General features: G+C 47.2%; 24 protein-coding genes. 20 read left to right on the top strand and 4 right to left on the bottom strand.

Annotation, left to right across the window (positions count from 1 at the left end; genetic code table 11):
* Positions 1–148: 148 nt before the first annotated feature.
* The 19 genes from DYA43_RS15410 (at position 149) to DYA43_RS15310 (ending at position 17468) form a co-directional block, all read left to right on the top strand.
* Positions 149–3013, top strand: a complete 2865-nt coding sequence (locus DYA43_RS15410; RefSeq protein WP_061055824.1) for a hypothetical protein — start codon at positions 149–151, stop codon at positions 3011–3013.
* Entirely contained in the window at positions 3010–3459 is a 450-nt protein-coding gene (locus DYA43_RS15405; RefSeq protein ID WP_061055823.1) for a response regulator, read from the top strand. Before DYA43_RS15410 ends, DYA43_RS15405 begins: the two co-directional genes overlap by 4 nt.
* The gene (locus DYA43_RS15400; RefSeq protein WP_061055822.1) at positions 3456–4628 is read left to right on the top strand and encodes a phosphorylase family protein; all 1173 of its coding nucleotides are present in this window, start codon (positions 3456–3458) and stop codon (positions 4626–4628) included. Before DYA43_RS15405 ends, DYA43_RS15400 begins: the two co-directional genes overlap by 4 nt.
* Before the next feature lie 488 nt (positions 4629–5116).
* Positions 5117–5503: an NUDIX hydrolase gene (locus DYA43_RS15395; RefSeq protein WP_024375272.1), complete on the top strand. Its 387-nt coding sequence runs from the start codon at positions 5117–5119 to the stop codon at positions 5501–5503.
* A gap of 158 nt (positions 5504–5661) precedes the next feature.
* A complete protein-coding gene (locus DYA43_RS15390; protein ID WP_061055820.1) occupies positions 5662–6096 on the top strand; it encodes a bleomycin resistance protein in 435 nt (144 codons plus the stop codon).
* Between the two features lie 121 nt (positions 6097–6217).
* Positions 6218–6610 carry a hypothetical protein gene (locus tag DYA43_RS23135; RefSeq protein ID WP_225869374.1) on the top strand — a complete coding sequence of 131 codons (393 nt, stop codon included), beginning with the start codon at positions 6218–6220 and terminating at the stop codon, positions 6608–6610.
* A gap of 492 nt (positions 6611–7102) precedes the next feature.
* On the top strand, positions 7103–7510 hold the full coding sequence (locus DYA43_RS15370) for a GFA family protein (protein WP_061055819.1): 408 nt from the start codon (positions 7103–7105) through the stop codon (positions 7508–7510).
* A gap of 8 nt (positions 7511–7518) precedes the next feature.
* The gene (locus DYA43_RS15365) at positions 7519–8010 is read left to right on the top strand and encodes a GNAT family N-acetyltransferase (RefSeq protein WP_199251583.1); all 492 of its coding nucleotides are present in this window, start codon (positions 7519–7521) and stop codon (positions 8008–8010) included.
* A 74-nt stretch (positions 8011–8084) separates the two neighbouring features.
* Positions 8085–8687 (top strand): histidine phosphatase family protein, encoded by a 603-nt coding sequence (locus tag DYA43_RS15360; RefSeq protein WP_047460628.1) that lies wholly within the window; start codon positions 8085–8087, stop codon positions 8685–8687.
* Between the two features lie 103 nt (positions 8688–8790).
* Entirely contained in the window at positions 8791–9042 is a 252-nt protein-coding gene (locus DYA43_RS15355; RefSeq protein ID WP_020328218.1) for a cysteine-rich CWC family protein, read from the top strand.
* 20 nt (positions 9043–9062) lie between these two features.
* Positions 9063–9557 (top strand): DUF1993 family protein, encoded by a 495-nt coding sequence (locus DYA43_RS15350; protein ID WP_061055818.1) that lies wholly within the window; start codon positions 9063–9065, stop codon positions 9555–9557.
* A gap of 232 nt (positions 9558–9789) precedes the next feature.
* On the top strand, positions 9790–11064 hold the full coding sequence (locus DYA43_RS15345) for an HD domain-containing phosphohydrolase (RefSeq protein WP_061055817.1): 1275 nt from the start codon (positions 9790–9792) through the stop codon (positions 11062–11064).
* A 232-nt stretch (positions 11065–11296) separates the two neighbouring features.
* Positions 11297–12445, top strand: coding sequence for an L-threonine dehydrogenase (yiaY, locus tag DYA43_RS15340; protein WP_061055816.1), 1149 nt, complete (start codon positions 11297–11299; stop codon positions 12443–12445).
* 174 nt (positions 12446–12619) lie between these two features.
* Positions 12620–13477, top strand: coding sequence for an AraC family transcriptional regulator (locus DYA43_RS15335; RefSeq protein WP_020328222.1), 858 nt, complete (start codon positions 12620–12622; stop codon positions 13475–13477).
* Positions 13478–13510: 33 nt separating this feature from the next.
* Positions 13511–14242, top strand: a complete 732-nt coding sequence (locus DYA43_RS15330; protein ID WP_061055815.1) for an alpha/beta fold hydrolase — start codon at positions 13511–13513, stop codon at positions 14240–14242.
* Between the two features lie 18 nt (positions 14243–14260).
* A complete protein-coding gene (locus tag DYA43_RS15325; RefSeq protein WP_061055814.1) occupies positions 14261–15040 on the top strand; it encodes an alpha/beta fold hydrolase in 780 nt (259 codons plus the stop codon).
* A 13-nt stretch (positions 15041–15053) separates the two neighbouring features.
* Positions 15054–15491, top strand: a complete 438-nt coding sequence (locus DYA43_RS15320; RefSeq protein WP_115241598.1) for an N-acetyltransferase — start codon at positions 15054–15056, stop codon at positions 15489–15491.
* A complete protein-coding gene (locus DYA43_RS15315; protein ID WP_061055813.1) occupies positions 15488–15970 on the top strand; it encodes a GNAT family N-acetyltransferase in 483 nt (160 codons plus the stop codon). Before DYA43_RS15320 ends, DYA43_RS15315 begins: the two co-directional genes overlap by 4 nt.
* A gap of 139 nt (positions 15971–16109) precedes the next feature.
* The gene (locus DYA43_RS15310) at positions 16110–17468 is read left to right on the top strand and encodes an 8-oxoguanine deaminase (RefSeq protein ID WP_047460643.1); all 1359 of its coding nucleotides are present in this window, start codon (positions 16110–16112) and stop codon (positions 17466–17468) included.
* A 108-nt stretch (positions 17469–17576) separates the two neighbouring features.
* On the opposite strand, the gene ahpF is transcribed toward DYA43_RS15310, so the two are convergent.
* Complete coding sequence (gene ahpF / locus DYA43_RS15305) at positions 17577–19145, bottom strand: alkyl hydroperoxide reductase subunit F (RefSeq protein WP_061055812.1); 1569 nt, start codon at positions 19143–19145, stop codon at positions 17577–17579.
* Between the two features lie 149 nt (positions 19146–19294).
* Positions 19295–19852 carry an alkyl hydroperoxide reductase subunit C gene (gene ahpC, locus DYA43_RS15300; RefSeq protein ID WP_020328230.1) on the bottom strand — a complete coding sequence of 186 codons (558 nt, stop codon included), beginning with the start codon at positions 19850–19852 and terminating at the stop codon, positions 19295–19297.
* A 303-nt stretch (positions 19853–20155) separates the two neighbouring features.
* On the opposite strand from ahpC, the gene DYA43_RS15295 reads away from it, so the two are divergent.
* A complete protein-coding gene (locus DYA43_RS15295) occupies positions 20156–20707 on the top strand; it encodes a GNAT family N-acetyltransferase (RefSeq protein WP_061056090.1) in 552 nt (183 codons plus the stop codon).
* A 206-nt stretch (positions 20708–20913) separates the two neighbouring features.
* Here the strand turns inward: DYA43_RS15295 and DYA43_RS15285 are convergent, their stop codons facing one another.
* On the bottom strand, positions 20914–21840 hold the full coding sequence (locus DYA43_RS15285) for a hydroxymethylglutaryl-CoA lyase (protein ID WP_172465313.1): 927 nt from the start codon (positions 21838–21840) through the stop codon (positions 20914–20916).
* A complete protein-coding gene (locus tag DYA43_RS15280) occupies positions 21840–22679 on the bottom strand; it encodes an enoyl-CoA hydratase-related protein (RefSeq protein WP_061055810.1) in 840 nt (279 codons plus the stop codon). The genes DYA43_RS15285 and DYA43_RS15280 overlap by 1 nt, the downstream gene beginning before the upstream one ends.
* Between the last annotated feature and the right edge of the window lie 6 nt (positions 22680–22685).

Raw genomic sequence — 22685 nt, 5'->3', positions numbered from 1 at the left:
TATCAAACATCCCAACAGCAAGTTTTGCTGAACTGTTGGGAAAATGTATTTCTTGATATGAGCAATACTTGATTACTTCTCTATGACTTATAGAAAAATATAAAGCTCACCAATTAGGGTGAATGTTCGACAATAATGAGAATATTAAGTGATTATTTTACCTATCATTAGAAAACGTAATATTGGGGATGAACTGCAAAAACTAAAAACTCCCTTAAGAAACAAGGTTAGGGCCATCATTAGCGCTGGAGACAAAGAGGCTTTTGGTCTGATGAATAACCTTCGGTTAAAGTGTAGCATGTCAGAACTCTACCTTGCAGAAAGCGCTATTAGAAAGTTATCTTTTAATGGAAATATCCTTCCCTCTTTGTTTCCTAATCAACCGATAGTTACTGAAAAATTTGTACGACTAGAAAGTATTAAGTTATCTAATATCTTGGAATATCTTGATATCGCAATTAAGCATAACTACGATAAGCTATCTAATTTCTTTCATGATATAAACTCAATTAATAATGCAATTCTGAATAATAACAGTAGTCGTGCAGTACAACTAATCAAAAAAGCTATAGGGCAGTATGGTTATAGTCATGCGATTTTAAGGAAAGGCTTGTTAATTAGAGCTATTAACGAATCAGATGAGCTTACTGAACTACAGAAAATCTTATCTGCTTATGGGCTCGGAAGTAATATTTTAAATAGCTTGTTATATTGCTATCGGGAAGAGCAAGATTATTTGAGTGTTAAGCGTTCGGTTATGTCTACAAAAAATTTAGGTGACTATAACCGATTTACTAGAGATATTCTTAGAATAGGTTTTCATCCTCACGCTAAAGACGAAAATGATTTATCAAATTTAATTCAGAGCTGCCTGCAATCATCTCTAGTTGATGCCATCATGATTGCAAAAGTAAATAGTGATTTTTTCGAAGTTTCAAGTTACCCACATATTAAAAATCTCTTTAATAGTATCGATGGAGCAATTCAATCAATTCATGAAATTGCTAAGATATATAATGCATATGATGATCCTGAAGATGTATTCTTTCAACGAAGCAGTGCATGGCTTGAAAACGCCGATGTTGTAGAATATCGGTATTTCTTTGATCACTTCAATGATGCTAGTGATGCTAACTACTTTGAACTTAATGATAAGGTCTTAAATAGAATTATTCTTAATTTTCAAGTTCCGGTCATTGAAAATATTACTCAGGAAAACGTGAAAATAAATGGTAAGGAGGTGTTTAAAGGTAACTCTCTTATTGCTAATTCCGCCCTGTTTAATTTGTCTGTCCACGTATCCAAAGGAGAAGTTATCTTACCGGACGAGGTACTCATTAGGATTATGGAGAATACAAGAGATTTAGGGAGAACAATTAACGTAGAATATTTCAAAGTAATGATTTTATCTGCTACCAGTGAACTCGCCAAAATCATTCTGCTTTCTCTAGTAATCAAAAGAAGTAAAAATGATGCTGATAACTTCATGTTGCGAAGAACACTGCAAAATCACTTAAGAAAACATTACAATTCGGACCTGATTTCATTTGTGCGTGAAATATCGAAAAAATCACAAACAGTGGCTTCTTACATGTATGATATTTGTACAGAGGACTTTATTTCAAAGCTCAGCCACATAATTACTTCAACGGAGCAAATTACAGAAACTCGGGCGGCTCTTCACGACTGGATGGGAGAAGTAACAGGAGATCGTAACTACATTACTAGGGCTAAGAACCTGCGTATCGACCATCGAATAAACTTAGTTAAGAACGAGTTGGATGACAATCGAATTTATGTTGATACGCAGAAGTTCCTCGATTGGATGCAAGATGAAATAGCTCAGGATCTCACTACTGCATTAACGCTGATTAAACATAGTGCAGTTGACGGAAATCCTGGAGAGATTCAGATAACCCATATCATTTCAAAGTGTTATGGAGAGTTTTGTTCCAACAATCTATTTGGTATTGCTTCTTACTTGGGACGAAGACTAAGACACGGCACTTTCAAAGGTCACTTGTACCACAGTGTAGTCAATTCGATAAGCAAGCAATACTCAGATGTTATCAGTGATACCGTTATTGCTCCTCTATGGATGAACCTTAAAAATGATTACGAAAAAGAAGTCGATTTGATAGTTCGTGATAAATTGCACATCAAGAGCAATAGTAAGTTTGAAGGGTTTCTAGATCCAGAGATAAGTGGTCAGAACAAATTAGAAGTTTTAAATGGTTGTCTGAAAAATATTTATGGCGATTTTGAACTAAACGAAAATTCTTATAACTCATTACTGCTTATTAACGAGTATTGCTGGCGTCTTGCTGAGATTGATATGCGCTCAGTAAATAACTATTTGAAAAGTAGAAAATCTGACTTAATCGACTTAGATGCATTAAACGATATTAAACGAAAGTTTAACCTGTGTCGAATTGATGAACAGCGATTAGCCGCTTTCAGTAGAGAAGTGCATCGGTTGGTGAACGAGAAGTTAAGTGAGATGTATGGATGGTTTAAAAAACCTCAAAGTGTGTCTCCTAAAGCATCGTTAAACTTACTCTACAAAGCTGTCGTAGCAGAAGTTCAGCAAAGTTATTCAAGCTTTAATCCTGATACTCATTTTGATGAAGCAGAAGATGTTGAGTTGGTTGGTGGCTCGTACCATGTACTATATGACGCTTTATACGTAATTGTTTTTAATGCAGCTAAGCACGGAAAGCCTTTGGGGTGTATAAGCCGCCATTTTTTAATTGATCAAGATGAGCTAAGTCAGTTTGCGAAGGTTATTTTTACTTCTGAAATACTGGACGAAGAGTGTGAATGTGATGTAAATAATAGGTTGATGATTGCTGATGATACATCCATTGACGATGCTCAATTGCATGAAAGAACAAGCGGTATAAAAAAGTTGTATCACTTACAGAAGTATGACAAATGCTTCAAAATCTTGAAAGTCAAGTGCGAGAATCGCAAAGTATGCATTGAAATGATATACAGGTTGGGCTACTTATGAAGAATGTTCTTATAATAGAAGATGACAGTTTCAAAGCTGACAGCCTCAGTAATTATTTTAATAGGCAAGAAGAAACCTACAGCATAAGTCTTGTCGGATCATTGTCAGAAGCAACAGAGATAGTTAACGAAAGAGAATTTGATCTAATATTAGTTGACATGGCAATCCCTAGCCACCCTTCAGTTATAGGTGGAGGCTCTCCTATGTCCTTGCTTACTGGTGGTATTGATGTCTTACTAGAACTGAACTACTTAAACCGGCGTGATCCTTGTGTAGTCGTAACACAATATCCAGATATTAAAATAGCTGACATCTACTATAACCTTCAAGATGCACCTAAAGTACTCAAATCAGAATTAGGTTGTGAAGTGATTGCGTGCATTGAGTACAAAGAAGACAAAAATACTTGGGAAAGCATATTAGACAAAATTGTGGAAAATATATGAAAATACTAGTTGTAGAAGATAATCAAGAAAAATTAAATGCTATTGTTGATGTTATAAATAGTGCCAATCCAGATGTTGAAATTACTACTTGTAGTGTATTTGTAGATTTTGTTGCATACGTAAATAAAGAGAAATACGATCTACTTGTAACTGATTTACTTCTACCTATTGTTAAAAATAGAGCAGAGGAAGATGTTACAATGAATATTGTTGAAGCGGCAAGAGGTCTTGAGTCGTTAAATCTGAAAACTCCTGTAATTGCTATCACGCAATTTACAGACTCTGCCGAAAGCAACTACCAAATTTTAAATAGAAATGATATAAATATAATAACCTACTCTCCATATTCGGAGGATTGGAAAGAGCCATTTATTAAGAAGATATTGACTTGTACCCCTAAGGAAATATACGACTTTATTATTATATGCGCATTGCAGAAAGAAGCTGATGCATATTTTGAAGCAGGCTATACTACAAAAAAAATCACTATACAACATGGGTTGTCTTGCAATGAAATCACTATCGGTGACTCTACGGGTTTAATCATAGTTCCGCCTAGGATGGGGCTTGTCAATGCATCGATTGTGAGTGCTAGAGCTATTGATCTATTTGAACCCCGTGTTATTTGTATGAGTGGTATTTGCGCAGGAATTGAAGGAAGAGCAAATATCTACGATATAGTAATCCCTTCTCAATGTGATCAGCATGATTCAGGGAAGTGGACTAGTGAAGGATTTGTTTCTGAAAGCTATTCAGTGCCCTTAGATCATGAAATACAGCTTAAAATAGATAAGTTGATTAGAGAAAATGACCTAATCGATGATATTAAATCAGGTGTTGTTTTAAACAGACCTGAAATGCCTGGAGAATCAGGCAACCTTGACGTTAACATATATTTAGCTCCGACTTCAAGTGGTAGCTCCGTTATTGCTGATGAATCTATGCTCAAAAAAATTACGACCCAGCATCGTAAAAAGAATGCTTTCGAAATGGAATCATATGCTCTTTATGAAGCTGCAAGGCAATCGCCATTCAAACCAAGTTACTTTAGCGCTAAAGCTATAGTAGATAACGGTGATTCACAAAAAGGGGATAATTATCATAGAGTAGCGGCTTTAATTTCAGCGAAAGCTGTTTATGGCATATTAAAAAGATTGCTTCAAGAATGATATGAACACTCCTAGAAAAATCAACTAGCGGGTGATTGCGCTAATAATTATATTCTAACGGTTATTTTGATATGTTCATTACTTTGTTGATTAACTAACAGATATTGACTAACGCCTTAAAATAGAAATGTAAGACAAGCTAATCGGGGCTAACATTGATAGCAAACATCCACCTACTAGAAGGAGGTGGATGTTTTATCGCAAGCTTACGCACTCTACACTCTCGGTCAAAATAAACGTAGCATTAATAGCATCTACTTCGGGCAAGTTACTTATACTAACTTTGTTACATTCTTGCAGTTGCTCGAACTAAAGTTTATCAATGAGATAACTACCTTCTGATTGTCATTACAAGCTACATATTTACTACATTTAATTCTAAATCAAGCTATGATTATTATATAAATCATTGATAAATAATATTTATTATTAAAAATACTTTCACCTTAACGCGGCGTTATGTCTATCCGCTTGGAAAGGAGTTCAGTTTGAAAGATCTATCAATGGCTGTAGTGGTAAAACAAGGTAAAGTTCTTGTTCAGAACCGCTACCGACGTGGTAAAGGTATGGTTTTTGAATTTCCAGGCGGCTCGGTTGATTCTGGTGAAAGTGGTGAGCAAGCCGCTATACGGGAACTATGGGAAGAAACAGGTTTAAATGGTCTTAAGGTTCTAGGTAATCACACTGCTCAAAATAACTATGGTGGTGAAATAAGTTATGTAGTTTTAGAGGCTCTACCGAACCAAGAGCCAGCAGCCGTAGACCTAGAACGGAAGCAAACTTTCTACTGGTTTATTCCTACCGATATTCCTCGTGGTGACTTCTTTGACGCTGACTTAGCCTTCATCGAAAAGCATTTAGGATTATACACATAACAAGGCGTTTAAGAGGGGTTCTTAACGCTTGGCATTTTTGGTTCAAAGTTTAGCTTTTGTGTTTATGGCACAATGGTTTAAGTTGTGTGGCATCGCGTTGTTCACCCTTTAACACGGCGTTATAACGCATTTGAGTACGCCATATATCAAGGATTGAAATGGAAGAATATTGGAACCCGATGGTGCCTGAGTTGTCGGTATCAAACTTTACTAATTCTATAGATTTTTATTGTGAAATCATTGGCTTCAAAATTAGAAATCAGAGAAAAGAGCCAGATTTTGTTTACCTTGAGCTTGAGCAAATTCAAATTATGTTGGAGCAAATCCACGATGAAGCATGGGTGATAGGTGAGTTGGTTTGGCCACTTGGAAGGGGTGTGAATTTTCAGATTGAGCTTTCTGATATTGCACCAGTGTATGAACGAGTTAAGGCTTCAAATATTAAACTCTTCAGAGAACTAAAAGAAACTTGGTACGACGTGGGTGAGTGTTTGTCTGGACAAAAGGAGTTCCTTGTCCAAGACCCAGACGGTTATTTGTTAAGGTTTTCGCAGTACTTAGGTGAAAAACCTAAGGCTAAAACTGCGTTATAACAAGGCGTTTAAGAGTGATTCACAACGCGTGGCATTTTTGCTGGGCGTTGTATTTAGTGTTTAAGGTGGTATACGGCGGCTTCGGTATTGCGTTACTCATCCTTTAAGACGGTGTTGAAATATGGACATTAATATTAGATTGAATATTTACAAATATGTTTTCATGGAATTCGTTTATATAGCGTTTTTGTCGCTTGTTTTGTTTGGGCTCTCAAGTGGTAGCAATCAGTGGTTAGGGCTCTTTGTTTTTGCTATGAGTATGGGTACAACCATTAGAGTATTTATGCTGTGGCGCAAGCTCAGGAATAGTGCGCTAAAAATGTCAGGTGGAAGATTGCTTTTCAAAGGGTTTGCTTGCGATGTCACTCAGCCGTGTCGCTTTCTTCCTTTTGGTATTTGGTCGACAGCCAAGGTTTCATATTTTGAAGATAGCATGCAAAAACGTAGTATTTATATTCCTAAAAGTGCTTTAAGCCATGAGCATTGGCAGCAAGTGTTGGGGCATCGTACATAACAAACGCCTCAAGAGGGACTGTTACCGCCTGGTGTTTCCAGTCCCAATGAGCGGCGGTGGTTACGGTTGTTGTGTTTGAGTATTGCGCCATGCCTAATGCGTTGTCAGCCCCTTAGGCGGGCATTAACCCATAGAAATTCTTATCCGAAATTCACTTGATACAACCGACGTACTGCCACGCTTCCTTCCATATCTTTACTAGCAGATGCGTTACAAATATCAGCCTAGATAATGAAGAATTCGTGATTGCTTCATATCTTGACGATGTTTAAGCGAACTTTTGAGTTCGCTTTTTTATGGCTGGAGAACGTAACAAGGTGGGTAAAAAGTACGTGCGATGTAGGTTGAGAACAAGGTCATAAATCTGGAGTGTGAGAGCACGAATTTGTCGCACACAAAACGCGTCCACTATAGTGTGATCATTCTTGGTCAAGTCTGATTCACATCTTAATCAAGCATTAACTCAATACTATCAAGGGACAAGGAGGTTCTATGAGTCATAAAATCAGTGGTGGATGCTGCTGCGGCGAAGTGACCTTTGCCGTGGAAGACGACTTCAAACATTTCTATTTCTGTCATTGCGAGCAATGCCGAAAAATGACGGGGTCAGCGCATGCCTCCAACCTGTTTACGTCACCGGACAACATTCGTTGGCTGAGCGGTGAGGACGTCACGCAGCGTTATGATCATCCGCACCGTTCATTTGCTCAGGTGTTTTGCAAGATATGCGGCTCCGGCCTGCCTTACGTTTCATCCAGCGGAAAATTTTTGATTGTGCCGGCGGGAAGCCTTAACGAAGAGCCAAGCAAAACGCCGGATGCGCGCATTTTTTGCAGCGAGCAGACCGAATGGCATAAAGCCGGGCTGGAAGCGCCGCAAGTGGCGAAGTTTCCGGAGTAGCCTTGAATATGTTGATGCACAAGGACAACCAGTCAGAGACGACAAAGAACAGCGGTTTATTATTCGTCACGCCTGAATTAAGCGAGTTCGAACAGGTCTTCGCGACGGTTAAACAAGGTATTTTCGACTTGGTAGATGAAGTGTTTGGCTGGGATGATGAGTTCCAGCGTCAACGCCTGCACACCGATTATCAGTGGGCTTGGTTCCACTGGATTGTGCACCGTGGCGAGCGGGTCGGCCTCATCTGTTTTAAACCCTATGACAACGCTTACCATGTGCATCTGCTGATTATCTTTCCCCACTATCAGAATCAGGCCATCGGTCAGTCGGTGATGCAACAACTGAACGCCATGGGCCAAAAAGAGCAACGCTCGGCGATAACTTTGTCGAGCTTTGCCGCCAATCACGCCGCTATTCGCTTTTATCAGCGCCTTGGATACCGAATCACGGAGCAAGAAGCGGATTTCGTATCGATGGCGCTCAGGCTGGATGAACGCTAACTAAACGGCATTGCCCTTTGCAGTCGGTTTGAGAATCGGCTAACGTGATGAATCGACATCATCAGGGGGAATGCATGACCAGAAAGATCTTTGTTGTCAGACACGGACAAACTCAGTTCAACGCCGAGCGAAAGTTGCAGGGGCATTGTAATTCACCACTCACCAGTACAGGTAAAGCTCAGGCTTTGGCGGTGGGTACCCACCTTAAATCTCATCTAAATGGTCGCCCGTATCGGGTGTACGCCAGTTCACTGGGACGCGCGGTGCAGACGGCTCATATCATCTGCGATGAAATTGGCTTTGAGAAAGCGCATTTGCATCAAGATGACCGTTTGAAAGAGTTCTCACTTGGCGAGTGGGAAGAAAAGCCGCTGTTTGATTTACTGGAGGAGGATCCGCAACTGCTCGATAGTCGCGATTGGTATCTCAAAGCGCCAAACGCAGAACGCTATCAGGATGTGAAAGCGCGCCTGAAAGAGTGGTTGGCTGAAGTGCCAGAACAGGAAGATATCGTGGTGGTCAGCCATGGTCTTACTGGTATTGTACTGCGCGGACTGCTGTTGGGTCTGAACTACGATAAAGTGTGGGAGCAGGACTTACCGCAGGATGCTTTTTTTGTTATTCAAAACGGCGAAATGGAGCGGGTGAACTGTTACCAGGACAAATCGTTGATTTGATGGCGCCGAATGTCTCGTATGACTTGCCTGCCGCGAGCTCTTTAAGTAGTGTGGCGTCTCGTCCGAGAGGCGAAAACATCCACCTTGTTCTAGGAGCCCGTGCGTGAGCCATAAAGTGCAGAATGTCGACCCGTTAATTTGCCCGTTATGCGGCAATGGCAATGCCTGCGTTAATCTGTCTACCGGAGATGTGACGAAATCCTGTTGGTGCAACGATCCCAACATCACTTTTCCACAGGAGCTGCTGGACCGAGTGCCCAAAGACGCCAAGCGCAAAGCCTGTATTTGCAAAACTTGCGCGCTGAAATTTCAGCATGAGAAAGCGCAGGGCGTTCAGTTTTACCAGCCAGAATAAAGCACTAAGGAAATCGCGACATGGACGGTGACATCAAAGCACTCTTGATGCGGTACCTGACACAACTGGATACCGTGGTTGAGAAAATTCCGCCTGAACTGTTTGCCACAGCGCTGGCAGACGATATGTTCTCATTGGAGATGAACGCGAAAATTGCGGCCAATTTTGCTTTGCGCGGCTATTGCCCGTTAGCCAGAGTTGAAGAGGTATCTTTTTTCACTTCCCAAGCCGGCAAACAAACCGTTCGCCAACAAATTGCCCAAACGCTCGCGTATCTGGCGGCTGAACCTGCTTTACTCCACTGGCAAGATGACCGCGTCTTAAAAGATAACGCGGGAGAGACCACGATAGCGTTGGCGCCGTTTGAGTTCTTCCATCATTACATTGTGCCGAACATGCTGTTTCACCTCAGCATGGTTTACGCCATCGCCCGGGCTAACGGCGTGGCGCTGAGCAAAGGGGATATGGATGGTTTACATCGCTATTCTCCGGGCTTCAGTTTTCTTCCAAAGTAGCCCAGAACGTCAACGAGCCATTCGGCTCGTTTTTTATCGCTTCAATCCCCTGATGCGTCATTTCTCAATGGACGATTTTGTCATCGCGCTTAAATTGTGACCTGAGCCAGATACGCAGAAGATTGCTGTGCTAAAGAGTGTTAATGGTTAAATTTTCACTTCATGTAAGTTCATAAATCAGCATAACCCTGACTATGTTTAAATCAGGGAGTGCTAATTTGAGGCGGCGACAATGGATGAATCAAGGGATATGAACATCGACTTACGCCAAATGGTCATTGCGATTGAAACCGCAGTGTCGTTGGTCGGAATGAACGATACCAATCACGGCAAACGGGTGGGTTACATCGCCAGCCAGATTGCCAGCGAAATCGGGCTCAGCGATGACGATATTCAGTACATTTTTGAACTGGGTATGTTGCATGACTGCGGCGTGTCGACCGAACAAATGCACTCCAATCTGGTGAATCACTTCGACTGGGATGACGCGCATATTCATTGTGAAATCGGTCATCGGTTATTACGAAACTTTGCGCCGCTGGCGAAATTTGCGGTCCCGATTTTGTACCATCACACTCCGTGGGCGGAGTTGAACAAAGCGGACATCAGTGTGCGCGATGCGCGCATGGCGAACCTGATATTTCTGGCCGACAGGATTGATGTGCTGGGTGCGGGCCATTATGAAAGCGATATTTTGCTGGTTCGTGATGACATCGTGGAATCAATCAGCGACAGCGCAGGGAGTTATTTTGATCCCGAGTTGGTGCGTGTATTTCAGAGCATTCAAAAAGCGGAAGCCTTTTGGATTGCGCTTGAGGATCGTCATATCACTCGTTACACCTGGGACATGGGGCGCATGCCCAGTAACCAGCAACTCTCTCTGGCGCAGATCAAGCAGTTGTCGCTCATCATGTCCTATGTCGTCGATCAGAAAAGCCCGTTCACGGCGCAGCATTCGGTCAGGGTGGCGGATGTGGCGCGCAGCATTGCACAGGCTTACGGGTTGCCAGCCTCACAGTGCGACAAAATTGAAATTGCCGGGCTGCTGCACGATCTGGGTAAACTCAATATTCCCGACGATATTCTCGACAAACCCGGCCCACTGGATGAATACGAGCGGGCAGTCATGAGTCGTCACAGCTACGAAACCTATGAAATCCTGCGCAATATTGAAGGGCTGGGGGAAGTGGCTCGCTGGGCGGCGTTTCATCATGAGGGCATCAACGGGGTCGGTTATCCGTTTCACCCACGGGAGCGAGAACTGAGCACGGAAGCGCGCATTATTGCGGTTGCCGATGTATTTCAGGCGCTGGTGCAGGATCGCCCGTATCGCGAGGGCATGAGTCAGGACGGTGTACTGACGTTACTCAGTGGTATGGTTGATGCTGGAAAACTGGACAGCGGGATCGTTGATCTGGTGAATCAGATTGCCGAGCCGCTATATGCCGTCGCCAAGGGAGCCGATCCTAACCACAATCAGGCGTATCTCAACCTGTTTGCCGAGTAATCGGTAAAATTGATCTGTGCTCAAATTTTCAGCTGGAATTTCAGTTTCTTGATTTAGATCTAATGGAAAATTCTGGTTTTGAAAATTTGAGCTATTTTGTTTAAAAACGCGTTAGTTCTCAATTTTTGTCCCTGCTAGCCTACAGCCAATCAAACGTAACCCCGTAAATAAGAACAAGGTTGCCGCACGGTACAGCATGACCTGTACTGGCTGAAGCCAGAGGAGCACAATTATGTCTAACATGTTTTACATCCCTTCTTCTAACCTGATGGGCCCGGGCTGTCTGGCCGATGCCGCGACGGCGATTGCCTCTCACGGTTTTCAGCGCGTATTGATCGTCACTGACCGTTTTCTGAATAAAATGGGCGTGGTCGATAAAGTGGCGGCCCTGCTTAAGCAAGCGGGTGTAGACACGGTCGTGTTTGATGAAACCAAACCTAACCCAACCGTGGATAACGTGGAAGCCGGTTTAGCAAAACTCAAAGCCAGCAACTGTGACTGCGTGATGTCACTGGGTGGCGGCTCTCCACATGATTGTGCCAAAGGCATCGCGCTGCTGGCGGCCAATGGCGGTGAAATTAAAGACTATGAAGGCGTCGATAAATCGGCGAAACCTCAACTGCCTCTGTTTGCGGTCAACACCACGGCGGGTACCGCATCTGAAATGACCCGTTTCTGCATCATCACCGATGAAAAACGTCACATCAAAATGGCGATTGTCGATAAACACGTAACCCCAATGATGTCGGTCAACGATCCTGAGCTGATGCTGGCAAAACCTGCGTCACTGACGGCGGCAACCGGTATGGACGCACTGACTCATGCGATTGAAGCGTATGTGTCCGTTGCGGCAACACCCATTACTGATGCAGTGGCGATCAAAGCGATTGAAATGATTCAGGCCAATCTGCGTCAGGCAGTGAAACACGGCGATGATATCAACGCTCGTGACAACATGGCTTACGCACAATTTATGGCGGGTATGGCATTCAACAACGCATCATTGGGCTACGTGCACGCGATTGCGCACCAGTTGGGTGGTTTCTACGACCTGCCACATGGTGTGTGCAACGCAGTACTGCTGCCTCACGTACAGCAATACAACAGCGAAGTGGCGGCAGAGCGTTTGACCGACGTTGCACGCGCTATGGGTGTGGATACCGAAGGCATGACACCACGTGATGGTGCGGCAGCAGCGATTCGCGCCATCTGCAAGTTGTCATCGGATGTAAACATTCCGGCTGGCCTGACAGAACTCGGCGTGAAAGAAGCAGACTTCGACATTCTGGCTGAAAACGCACTCAACGATGCTTGTGGTTTCACGAACCCGAAACAGGCAACGCATGAAGAGATCGTTGCGATTCTGAAAGCGGCTATGTAATCCGGCTTCAGGTGTTCATGAACCCCCTGTCATGAGCACCTGACCTTTTCCCTTATCCAGCTCTGTCTTTCCTCTGTTACACGCTAAATCCCCATTTTTTATGTTGGGATCATGTTCATATCAGAACGATTCCCTTACACTGGCGTTTCTGCAAACCGTGACCATTTGGGCTGAATGAAAACTCTCAACAGTTTCCGTCGGATTGATGAAACCGAATACGCGTTGTCCACCGACAAAGTCAACATGCTGTACTATCACCTGCCAAAGCATTTTCAGGGCGAATACCGCTCTTACGAGACGCCACGCCTGTGCACGATTTTGCAGGGCAGCAAAGATGTGCGTATCAATCAGTCACAGCAATTTACCTATCGCAAAGAGCAGTGCGTACTGTTGCCACCGCATGCCAACGTGCACATGTCGATGTCGGAATTTACCAAAGCACTGGTGTACGAATTCAGTGAAGACGTGTTGCAGGATGTCAGCGCCAGAGTCGGCGACCAGTTGGAAGTGAAAGCCTCTCTCGATCACGATTACAGCCACTTCCAGATGGATTATCTGCAAGATCGCATCTATACGCTGCATGGTCGCGCGCAGGAAATTTTGCGCAGTAACGACAGCAACATTCCGTTTCTGCTCGATTTGGTGACACAGGAAATGGTGTATGAACTGCTGAAACGGCAGGGTTCGCACGAGATTTTGTCGCAGCATCAACATCATCCGGTCAATCGTGCGATTCGCATGATGAAAGCCCATTTAGGCGAACCGTTATCGATTTCCGAACTGGCGGAAGAAGTGCGAATGTCGCTGCCAAACTTCAGCCAGAAATTCAAACTGGTCACTAACCAAACACCGAAAGAGTATTTCACCCGCTTGAAGCTCAATCAGTCAAAACGCTATTTGAACCAATTGTCGGTCACCGATACCGCACTTGAGCTGGGGTATGAAAATATTTCCCATTTTATCCGCCTGTTTAAGAAAGAGTTTGGTGTGACTCCGAAGCAGTTCAAACTTTCTCAGGAGTTAACACACTAAACTGGTCGAGTCTTTGATTGCGGGAGAAAGACCATGCCTCGTCAAACTGTGCTGATCCGTGGCTTGTTTCGCGGCAAATATCACTGGGGAACGATTCCGGAAAAGCTCAATGCCCGGTTTCCTGAGCGTGAGTTTCTGTGTCTCGATATCCCCGGAGCGGGCGACCGCCACCAAGAACGCTCACCGTGGCGAATTGAGGAGATGGTCGACAGCCTGCGCGCTCAGCGCTATGGCAATGAACCGGTTGATCTCATCGCCATTTCTATGGGCGGAATGATTGGCCTCAACTGGGCCGAACGCTACCCAAATGAAGTGAGCAGCCTGTTTTGCATCAATACCACCGCACGAGGGTTCAGCCCGTTTTATCAGCGGTTGCGTCCTGATAACTATCTCAACATCTTACGGGCACTGTGTGCGCCACCCCAACGCAGAGCCCGCATCATTTATAGTATGGTAGCCAATCGTCCGATGGACGATGGCGTCATCGCGCAATGGTCAGCACTGGAGCAGCGCCTGCCCATGCAGCCGATGAACTTTATCCGCCAGTTGGCCGCAGCGCTGCTTTTTAAGGCGCAGCAACCACAATGCCGCTTGATGTTTGTCTCTTCATTACACGACAAACTGGTCAGCACTTTAGCCACACAAGCGCTGGCCAAAGCATGGCAGTCGCCGTTGATCCTCAACCCGCAAGACGGTCACGACATTCCGCTGGATAATCCCGAATGGCTGATAGAGCAATTGGTGCATTGGTATCAGCAAGCGTGACCCAAACAAGAGTACAAAATGACTAATATCGAAGGAACGTTCGACGCCGAAGGCGCACAGCTTCACTATCAGATTCATCGCCAACCGCAGCGTCATACCGTATTGGTGATGCACGGCGGTTTAGGCAGTTCGCATGATCTTCTCACCCTTTATGCCGCAATCCCTGAGGATTACCAGATCGTCAGCGTCGACTTTCGTGGACACGGTCGTTCGACCCTTGGCCATGGCAGTTTGAGTTACGCGCGTTACCAAGCGGATATCGAAGCCCTGCTTGATCATCTGGGGATTGATGAGTTTTCAATTCTCGGCTTTAGCGACGGCGGCATTGTCGGTTACCGACTTGCTGCGGCGCATCCGGACAGAGTCAAACGCCTGATCACGCTCGGCTCGCAATGGCGGCTTGAAGCGGGCGATCCTTCGATTGAGGTGTTGAAAGGCTTGACGCCAGAGTTCTGGATAGCGCGTTTTCAAGACGATGTCGCACGCTATGAAGCGAGCAATCCGCAACCGGACTTTGCTCATCTGGTCGAGAAAGTGAAAGCGCTGTGGCTCGATACTTCCGAGAGCGGCTATCCGAATCGTCAGGTGTTGGAGATTCTTTGTCCCACCTTAGTCATTCGTGGCGACAACGACTTTTTGTTTTCGCTGCCAGAAGCGGTCGCTTTGGTGGAAACCCTCAAAGATGGCCACTTTATGAATGTGCCGTTCGCAGCGCACGGTGTGCATCTGGAATCTCCGCACATGGTCGCCATGGCGGTATCCCATTTTTTGACCTGTACTTTAGCTAACGCCGAGTAACCGGAACGATGGTATGACTGAAAAACTGACGGGCCTGCGTCCATTTCGCGTGGAAGACATGGACGATCTGCTTAACGTATGGCTTTCGGCCTCGATTGAGGCGCACGACTTTGTCGCGGCTTCGTACTGGCAGTCGCAGGTTGAAAACATGCGCCATTTATATCTGCCAGCATCGGAAGTGTATGTCTATCTCCTCAGCGGCGAACTGGTTGGCTTTTACGCGCTGTATGAAAATACGCTCGCGGCGATTTTTGTCAGCCCGGATTGTCAGGGGCAGGGCATCGGCACGCTACTGCTCGATCACGCCAAACTGCAGCGCGCTCAATTGAGCCTGACGGTATACAAAGAGAATCAGGCCAGTTGCCAGTTCTACCTCAAACAGGGTTTTCATGTGGTGCGCGAACAAACCGATGAACATACAGGGCATGCTGAGTTGGTGATGAGCACATGACAGATATCATGGAAACCCCTGAGCAAGGTGTTAGCTGGCAAATCGCCTCAGAGGCGAACTATGCCGAGCAGCTCACCCGCAATAACATGGCGCGCTATTATCAGAGCCGGGGCTGGAGGTGGGATTCAGCCCGTTATCACGCCACTTGGAATGAGACGGAAAACGTTGAAGTTTGGCACAAGGGCGAAAGGGTGGGCATCATTCGCATCGCTTTGATTTCAAAAGAGGCGTTTGAAACCAATGAGGAGCAAACGTGTCTGTTCGTGCACGATTTGCAATTGGACCTTTCTCAACAAGGGTTGGGTATTGGCCGGGCTTGCATTGAGTGGGTAAAGCATCGCGCTGCGCTGCAGGGCATCAAGCAAGTGCGATTGCGGGTGTTCAGTGAGAACCGCGCGCAGGCGTTGTATCGCCGCATGGGGTTTCGAGTGGCGTCGGAACAGGACGGGCTGGTGGAGATGGCGCTCAATCTGGCATAACGTGAACCACAGGCTTTATCCGCCGCGTCTTTTCCGCTAAGGTATTCGCGCATTTCAAACTGCCCCTGGATCAGCAGACAGGGTAATAACTGAGCTGGGTAATTGATCGTTGAACTCATAGCAATCAAGGAGCCTGCTTATGTCTGCACAACGCCTATGGATACAATCCCCGCTGGCCTGTTTTACCGCCAACCACTGCGATGCCAGTGGCGGTCTGGTCATTGAAAACAACCGCATTGTTGAACTGCTAGCTCAAGGACAAATGCCGTCGACGCCCGTCGATGAGGTGTTTGATGCCCGTGAGCTGGTGATCATTCCGGGATTGATTAATACTCACCATCATTTTTATCAAACCTTAACCCGAGCGTGGGCGCCCGTTGTGAGCGTACCGCTGTTTCCGTGGTTAAAAACCTTATATCCGGTTTGGGCGAAGCTGACACCAAAAGCACTGGAGTTGGCCAGCAAAGTGGCGCTGGCTGAATTATTGTTATCCGGCTGTACCACCGCGGCCGATCACCATTATCTGTTTCCGACCGGAATGGATGAGGCGATCGACATTCAGGTGGCAGCCGTTCGTGACATGGGCATGCGCGCCATGTTGACCCGAGGTTCAATGAGCCTTGGGGAAGATGAAGGCGGTTTACCGCCACGGCACACCGTGCAAAGCGGTGATGTGATCCTCAAAGACAGCGAGCGCTTAGTGAAGCGTTATCATGAACGGGGCGAGGGCGCGCAGATCCAAATTGCGCTTGCGCCGTGCTCGCCCTTCTCGGTCACGCAGAACATCATGGCCGACAGCGCCATGCTCGCCAAAGAGCTGGACGTGCGTTTACACACGCATCTTGCCGAAACCCTCGATGAGGAAGCCTTTTGCCTCAAAATGTTTGGTATGCGTACGGTCGATTACCTCGACAGCGTCGGCTGGCTGAGCGATCGCACTTGGCTGGCGCACGGCATTCATTTTAATCAGCAAGAAATCGAACGCCTTGGACGCGCGGGGACTGGCGTGTGTCATTGTCCGGTATCGAATATGCGGTTGGCATCGGGCATGTGTCCGACGCTGGATCTGCAAGCTGCTGGTGCGCCAGTGGGGTTGGGCGTTGATGGTTCCGCATCGAATGACGCTTCCAACATGATGTATGAAGCGCGTCAGGCCCTGTATCTACAGCGGCTGAAATATGGCGCCGAACGCATCACGCCAGAAGTGGTGCTTGGCTGGGCGACCCGCGGTTCGGCTGCACTGCTCGGGCGATCGGACATTGGCGAAATTGCCGTCGGGAAACAAGCCGATCTGGCGATGTTCAAACTCGATGAGCTGCGTTTTTCCGGCAGTCATGATCCGATTGCCGCTTTGTTGCTGTGCGGTGCAGAAAAAGCGGAACATGTGATGGTAGGCGGACAATGGCGGGTGAAAAACGGCATCATTGCCGGGCTTGATATTCAAGCCCTGATGGCCGAACACAAAGCTTTGGCCGCGAAGCTGGTCGCCAGCGCTTAGTCCGGCGCTATCATCGCAGCAAATGGATCGAAGTAAAAACGGCAATGCAAAAGAAAAGGCGAACCTTGCGGTTCGCCTTTTTTAGGACTCAAAGTTATGTTCGGACTCTTAACTTTGTTTGCGGATTAGGTAGTCAAACGCGCCTAAGCTTGCTTTCGCACCTTCACCCATCGCAATGATGATCTGTTTGTAAGGGACTGTCGTTGCGTCACCTGCAGCAAACACACCATCCATGCTCGTTTCGCCGCGGCTGCCGATTTCAATCTCGCCACGGGCAGAAAGTTCAACTGCTGAATCTTTCAGCCATTCGGTGTTAGGCACCAGACCGATTTGAACGAAGATACCAGACAGTTCAAGCTGCTTAATTTCATCCGTGTGGCGGTCTTTGTATTTCAAGCCTGTCACACGAGTCCCATCACCCACCACTTCGGTTGTCTGAGCCATCGTGATGATGTCGATGTTTGGCATTGAATTCGCCTTGTTAATCAGTACTTGGTCTGCACGCAGTACGTCAGCAAATTCCAGTACGGTCACGTGTTCGACGATACCCGCCAGGTCGATAGCCGCTTCAATACCTGAGTTACCACCACCGATAACCGCGGTTTTCTTGCCTTTGAACAGCGGGCCGTCACAGTGCGGGCAGTACGCTACACCTTTGTTACGGTATTCTTGTTCGCCAGGAACGTTCATTTCACGCCAGCGAGCCCCCGGGCTTAAGATGACACTGTTACTTTTCAGTGTCGCGCCGCTTTGCAGGCTCACGTGGATTTTGCCATCTGTTGTGAACTCAGCGCCCATCAGCTTCTCAGCTTGCTGCTCAGTGATGATGTCCACGCCGTACTCTTTCAGGTGTTCACCCAAATTCGCCGCCAGCTTTGGACCTTCCGTGTGTTTCACGGAGATGAAGTTTTCGATCGCCATGGTGTCCATCACCTGACCACCCAAACGCTGCGCCACGATACCCGTGCGAATGCCTTTACGTGCTGCGTAAATCGCAGCCGCTGCACCTGCTGGGCCACCGCCGACCACAAGTACATCGTATGGGTCTTTTTCGTTGAGGCTTGCGGCTGCTTTTTCTGCTGCGCCGTCATCCAGTTTGTTCAGGATTTCAGTCAGAGTCATACGGCCTTGACCAAACAGTTCACCGTTGATGAATACACTTGGAACGGCCATGATGTCGCGATTTTTCACTTCGTCCTGGAACAGAGCGCCGTCAATCATGGTGGCGCGGATGTCCGGGTTGATCGCCGCCATCATGTTGAACGCTTGCACTACGTCAGGACAGTTTTGGCAAGACAGAGAAATGAACACTTCGACGTCGAGCTTTTTGCCGAGTTTCGCGATTTGATCAATCGTTTCTTGCTCCAGTTTGATTGGGTGACCGCCAGAGTGAAGCAGCGCCAGAACCAGAGAAGTAAATTCGTGGCCCATCGGCACACCAGCAAAACGCAGCTGTGTACCTTTGTTTGGGTTGGTCACTGTCATGACTGGTTTGCGATCGCTCGCGGCATCGTCACGTTCTACGCTGATCAGTGGGCTGAGTTCAGCGATTTCATTGGCCAGTGCCAGAATGTCTTGTGAGCCTTTGCTTTCATCTAGGCTGACCACTAAACGGACGTCTTCTTTTAAATTTGTCAGATACTGTTGTAACTGTTGCTTGATCGCTTGGTCTAGCATACGAAAATACCTTTTTCTTTATTATTCAATTTTAGAGTGGTCACTCTGGATAAAAGGGAGAGAGCGGACCGGGCATTTAGGTCGTCAGGTAAAACGCCCAGTTCGCTCTCGAACTAGTTCGTAATCAAAAGATTACTGGCCAGGCTTAGTTAGATTTTGCCAACTAGGTCTAGTGAAGGAGCCAGAGTCTGCTCGCCTTCTTTCCATTTCGCTGGACATACTTCGCCTGGGTGAGAAGCAACGTACTGAGCTGCTTTTACTTTACGCATCAGGTCTTCTGCGTCACGGCCGATGCCTTCTGCAGTGATTTCCATTGCCTGGATAACGCCTTCTGGGTCAATCAGGAATGTTGCACGGTCTGCCAGACCTTGGCCTTCACGCATCACACCGAAGTTGTTAGTGATGTTGCCAGTTTGGTCGCCTACCATGTAGTAGTTGATTTTGCCGATAGTGTCTGAGCTGTCGTGCCATGCTTTGTGAGTGAAGTGGGTGTCAGTCGATACTGAGTACACTTCTACGCCACGTGATTGAAGCTCTGCGTAGTGATCCGCAAGGTCGCCAAGTTCAGTTGGACATACGAAAGTGAAGTCCGCTGGATAGAAGAAAAATACTGCCCATTTGCCCAGAACGTCCTGTTCTGTGATATCAACGAATTTGCCTTCTTTGAATGCTGTTGCGCTAAATGGTTTGATTTTAGTATTAATCATATTCCGAGTTTCCTTTAAGTTATTGGGTTTGGAATGTCTTGTCTTCGGGATGTATATTCCCATCCACACCCAATTTAGGAAAATCGCTTGTAGCTATTCTATTGATAGGCAATTTCTATAGTCAGTTGCGCAAAATAGGCTACGTTCGATAGGTAAAATCCATCAGTATTGACCGCTCATAGGTTAATTTCTTTATTTTTCCGTTGGTTAGTGAGATTGTCTTTGCAAGCGCAACCATTCGGTGGCAGTCTGTTTTTTGTGCGCAACATCGGAAAATACAATCACAAAGGAGCAGGGAACGCGATGGAAATAGCCGTAAATAACCCGCTAAACGTGGCAAATGAAATTCATATTGTGACGCCGCGTCTTATTATGCGGCCCATAACGCGCGAGGAATGGCCGTTATTTCAGCAACTGCATAACGATCCAAACGTTATTTCTCTGTGCTTCGATAAACCAGACGATAACCAGTTGCGGGACAAGTTTGCGCAAAAGCTGGTTCCTTGGGTTGTGAACCAAAACTTGTGGCTGTGTCTGACGATTCAAGAGCGCGAAACTGGAGAGTGGGTGGGCATCACCGGATTTCTCGATGGGCAAGGCGTGGCCGAAGTGGGCTACCTATTACTGACTGAGCAGCACGGCAAAGGCTATGGCACCGAATCGCTGCGTGCGGTCATTGAGTGGGCGCAGCAGGAGTACGACATTCAGCAGTATCGCGCCATTGTGACGCAAGGGAACGTTGGCTCTGAGCGGGTACTGGAAAAGTGCGGCTTTACCTTAGCGCGTATTGAACCGCTGGCGTATGAGATTGGCGGCAAACGCTATGACGACCACATCTATACCCTTCCTACTTGAAGTTGCAGCGGTGTTGGCTGCATTCATTCACCCCAATCACATAGCGTATCTATGCTCATGGGGACTTACTCATTTGCCGCCTACCTGCAACTCCAAGTTGTTTGGGTATCTGCGCATAAGGGGTAACGGCTTTGAATTGAGCTGGTTTTTCATCTATCTATTCCGCTCTTAGTTTCCAACTTCAGGTTTTCAGCAAAGCAGTGCAATCAGTGCTGCTTTGTTTTTGTCGCCGCGATTGCCTGCTGATGCAGCGCGAGCGAGACTTTAGAGGTCGGCATTCGTGCCAGTTCGGCGCTGATCGCCCAGCCTGCACGCGCCACAGCAGGTAAATCTACCCCAGTTTCAATCCCCAACCCATGACACAAATAGAGCACATCTTCTGTCGCCACATTGCCTGCGGCGCCAAAAGCGTATGGGCACCCGCCGAGCCCGGCTACGCTGCTGTCCAGCGTCGTAATGCCCATCGACAAAGCCTGATAGAGATTGGCCAGCGCTTGTCCCCACGTATCGTGAAAATGAACGGCCAGTTGCTCGGTGGGCACATGGCGTTGTACTGCTTCTAGCATCCGCGCGATGCGCAGCGGTGTGCCGGTGCCGATGGTATCGCCAAGTGAGATTTCATAGCAGCCCAGGGCGAGTAAATCCGCCGCCACGCTGGCAACCTGTTCGGGTTGGGTCGGGCCATCATAGGGGCAGTCCGCGACGCAAGAGAGATAACCGCGCACCGGAATGTGTTGCGTTTTCGCCGCCTGCATCAGCGGTTCAAAGCGCTTCAGACTTTCGGCAATCGAACAGTTGATGTTGCGCTGGCAAAAGCCTTCGGACGATGAGGTAAAGATGGCCACTTGATTGGCGCCGCTGGCCATGGCCTGTTCAAAACCTTGCAGATTGGGGGTGAGGGCGGCGTAAATCACGCCGTCTTCTCGCTCAATGCGCGCGAACACTTCGCTGGAATCAGCCATCTGCGGCACCCATTTCGATGACACAAACGAGCCCGCTTCAATGTGGCTTAGTCCGGTTTGCGACAGTTGATTGATCAGCGCCACTTTGGCATCGGTGCTGACAAAATCTTCGTTTTGCAGCCCATCGCGCGCGCCAACTTCCACAATCGTCACTTTTGAGGGCAGTGACATCATTGGCCTCCGTCTTGCTTGTTTTCGGTTTGAATGTCTGCGGCGCGCCAGTCCGGTGTGCGTTTGTCAACAAACGCGTTGAGTCCTTCCTGTCCCTGCGCCGAAATCCGCAGTTCGGCGATCACTTGGCTGGTGTGCGCAATCAGCTTTTGATCAATCGGTTCGGCGTCGCAGCGGGCGCACAAGGCTTTGGCCTGCGTCAGGGCGGCCGGGCTATTGGCTAGGAGTTGCATGGTGAACTGGTTGACCGCTTGTTCGAGAGCATCCGGCTGATAGCCGACCACCTGATGCACCAAACCGAGGTTGAGCGCAGTAGCGGCGTCAATCGTTTCTGCGCTCAGCATGTAGCGCCGCGCTTGGCGATTCCCCATGGCGCGGCAAACATAAGGGCCGATGGTGGCAGGAATCAGCCCGAGGCGCACTTCGCTCAGGCAAAAGCGCGCATTCGGCGCGGCCAGCGCAATGTCGCAGCAGCAAATCAAACCCAAGGATCCACCAAAGGCACTGCCTTGCACGATAGCCATGGTTGGGTGCGGGAACGTGTCCAGCGTCTGCATCAGCAGCGCTAGTTGCGCCGCGTCACTGTGATTATCGGAACGGGATTTACTGGCCATCGAGCGCATCCATTGCAGATCGGCGCCCGCAGAAAAGTGTTGCCCGTTAGCTTGCAGCAACAGAATGCGCACGGCGGGGTTGGATTGAAGCTGAGTGAGCTTATCCAGCAACTGCGAAATCATCACATCATCAAACGCGTTGTGCTTCTCGACGCGGTTGAGGGTTAACGTGGCGATGCCGTCAGCGGACACTTCACACAACACATCGCTTTGACGAGGGTTCATTGTTCT

The organism is Vibrio fluvialis (assembly GCF_900460245.1).
In the GTDB taxonomy this organism is placed as follows: domain Bacteria; phylum Pseudomonadota; class Gammaproteobacteria; order Enterobacterales; family Vibrionaceae; genus Vibrio; species Vibrio fluvialis.
The sequence above is the reverse complement of the archived record's forward strand: the minus strand, read 5'-3'. Positions and strand labels throughout refer to the sequence as shown.

Excerpts from the sequence above, each read along its gene's own strand:
- DYA43_RS15405 (WP_061055823.1), top strand. The coding sequence starts at position 3,010 with ATGAAGAATGTTCTTATAATAGAAGATGACAGTTTCAAAGCTGACAGC.
- DYA43_RS15400 (WP_061055822.1), top strand. The coding sequence starts at position 3,456 with ATGAAAATACTAGTTGTAGAAGATAATCAAGAAAAATTAAATGCTATT.
- DYA43_RS15390 (WP_061055820.1), top strand. The coding sequence starts at position 5,662 with ATGGAAGAATATTGGAACCCGATGGTGCCTGAGTTGTCGGTATCAAAC.
- DYA43_RS23135 (WP_225869374.1), top strand. The coding sequence starts at position 6,218 with ATGGACATTAATATTAGATTGAATATTTACAAATATGTTTTCATGGAA.
- DYA43_RS15370 (WP_061055819.1), top strand. The coding sequence starts at position 7,103 with ATGAGTCATAAAATCAGTGGTGGATGCTGCTGCGGCGAAGTGACCTTT.
- DYA43_RS15365 (WP_199251583.1), top strand. The coding sequence starts at position 7,519 with ATGTTGATGCACAAGGACAACCAGTCAGAGACGACAAAGAACAGCGGT.
- DYA43_RS15360 (WP_047460628.1), top strand. The coding sequence starts at position 8,085 with ATGACCAGAAAGATCTTTGTTGTCAGACACGGACAAACTCAGTTCAAC.
- DYA43_RS15350 (WP_061055818.1), top strand. The coding sequence starts at position 9,063 with ATGGACGGTGACATCAAAGCACTCTTGATGCGGTACCTGACACAACTG.
- DYA43_RS15345 (WP_061055817.1), top strand. The coding sequence starts at position 9,790 with ATGGATGAATCAAGGGATATGAACATCGACTTACGCCAAATGGTCATT.
- yiaY (WP_061055816.1), top strand. The coding sequence starts at position 11,297 with ATGTCTAACATGTTTTACATCCCTTCTTCTAACCTGATGGGCCCGGGC.
- DYA43_RS15335 (WP_020328222.1), top strand. The coding sequence starts at position 12,620 with ATGAAAACTCTCAACAGTTTCCGTCGGATTGATGAAACCGAATACGCG.
- DYA43_RS15330 (WP_061055815.1), top strand. The coding sequence starts at position 13,511 with ATGCCTCGTCAAACTGTGCTGATCCGTGGCTTGTTTCGCGGCAAATAT.
- DYA43_RS15325 (WP_061055814.1), top strand. The coding sequence starts at position 14,261 with ATGACTAATATCGAAGGAACGTTCGACGCCGAAGGCGCACAGCTTCAC.
- DYA43_RS15320 (WP_115241598.1), top strand. The coding sequence starts at position 15,054 with ATGACTGAAAAACTGACGGGCCTGCGTCCATTTCGCGTGGAAGACATG.
- DYA43_RS15315 (WP_061055813.1), top strand. The coding sequence starts at position 15,488 with ATGACAGATATCATGGAAACCCCTGAGCAAGGTGTTAGCTGGCAAATC.
- DYA43_RS15310 (WP_047460643.1), top strand. The coding sequence starts at position 16,110 with ATGTCTGCACAACGCCTATGGATACAATCCCCGCTGGCCTGTTTTACC.
- ahpF (WP_061055812.1), bottom strand. The coding sequence starts at position 19,145 with ATGCTAGACCAAGCGATCAAGCAACAGTTACAACAGTATCTGACAAAT.
- ahpC (WP_020328230.1), bottom strand. The coding sequence starts at position 19,852 with ATGATTAATACTAAAATCAAACCATTTAGCGCAACAGCATTCAAAGAA.
- DYA43_RS15295 (WP_061056090.1), top strand. The coding sequence starts at position 20,156 with ATGGAAATAGCCGTAAATAACCCGCTAAACGTGGCAAATGAAATTCAT.
- DYA43_RS15285 (WP_172465313.1), bottom strand. The coding sequence starts at position 21,840 with ATGTCACTGCCCTCAAAAGTGACGATTGTGGAAGTTGGCGCGCGCGAT.
- DYA43_RS15280 (WP_061055810.1), bottom strand. The coding sequence starts at position 22,679 with ATGAACCCTCGTCAAAGCGATGTGTTGTGTGAAGTGTCCGCTGACGGC.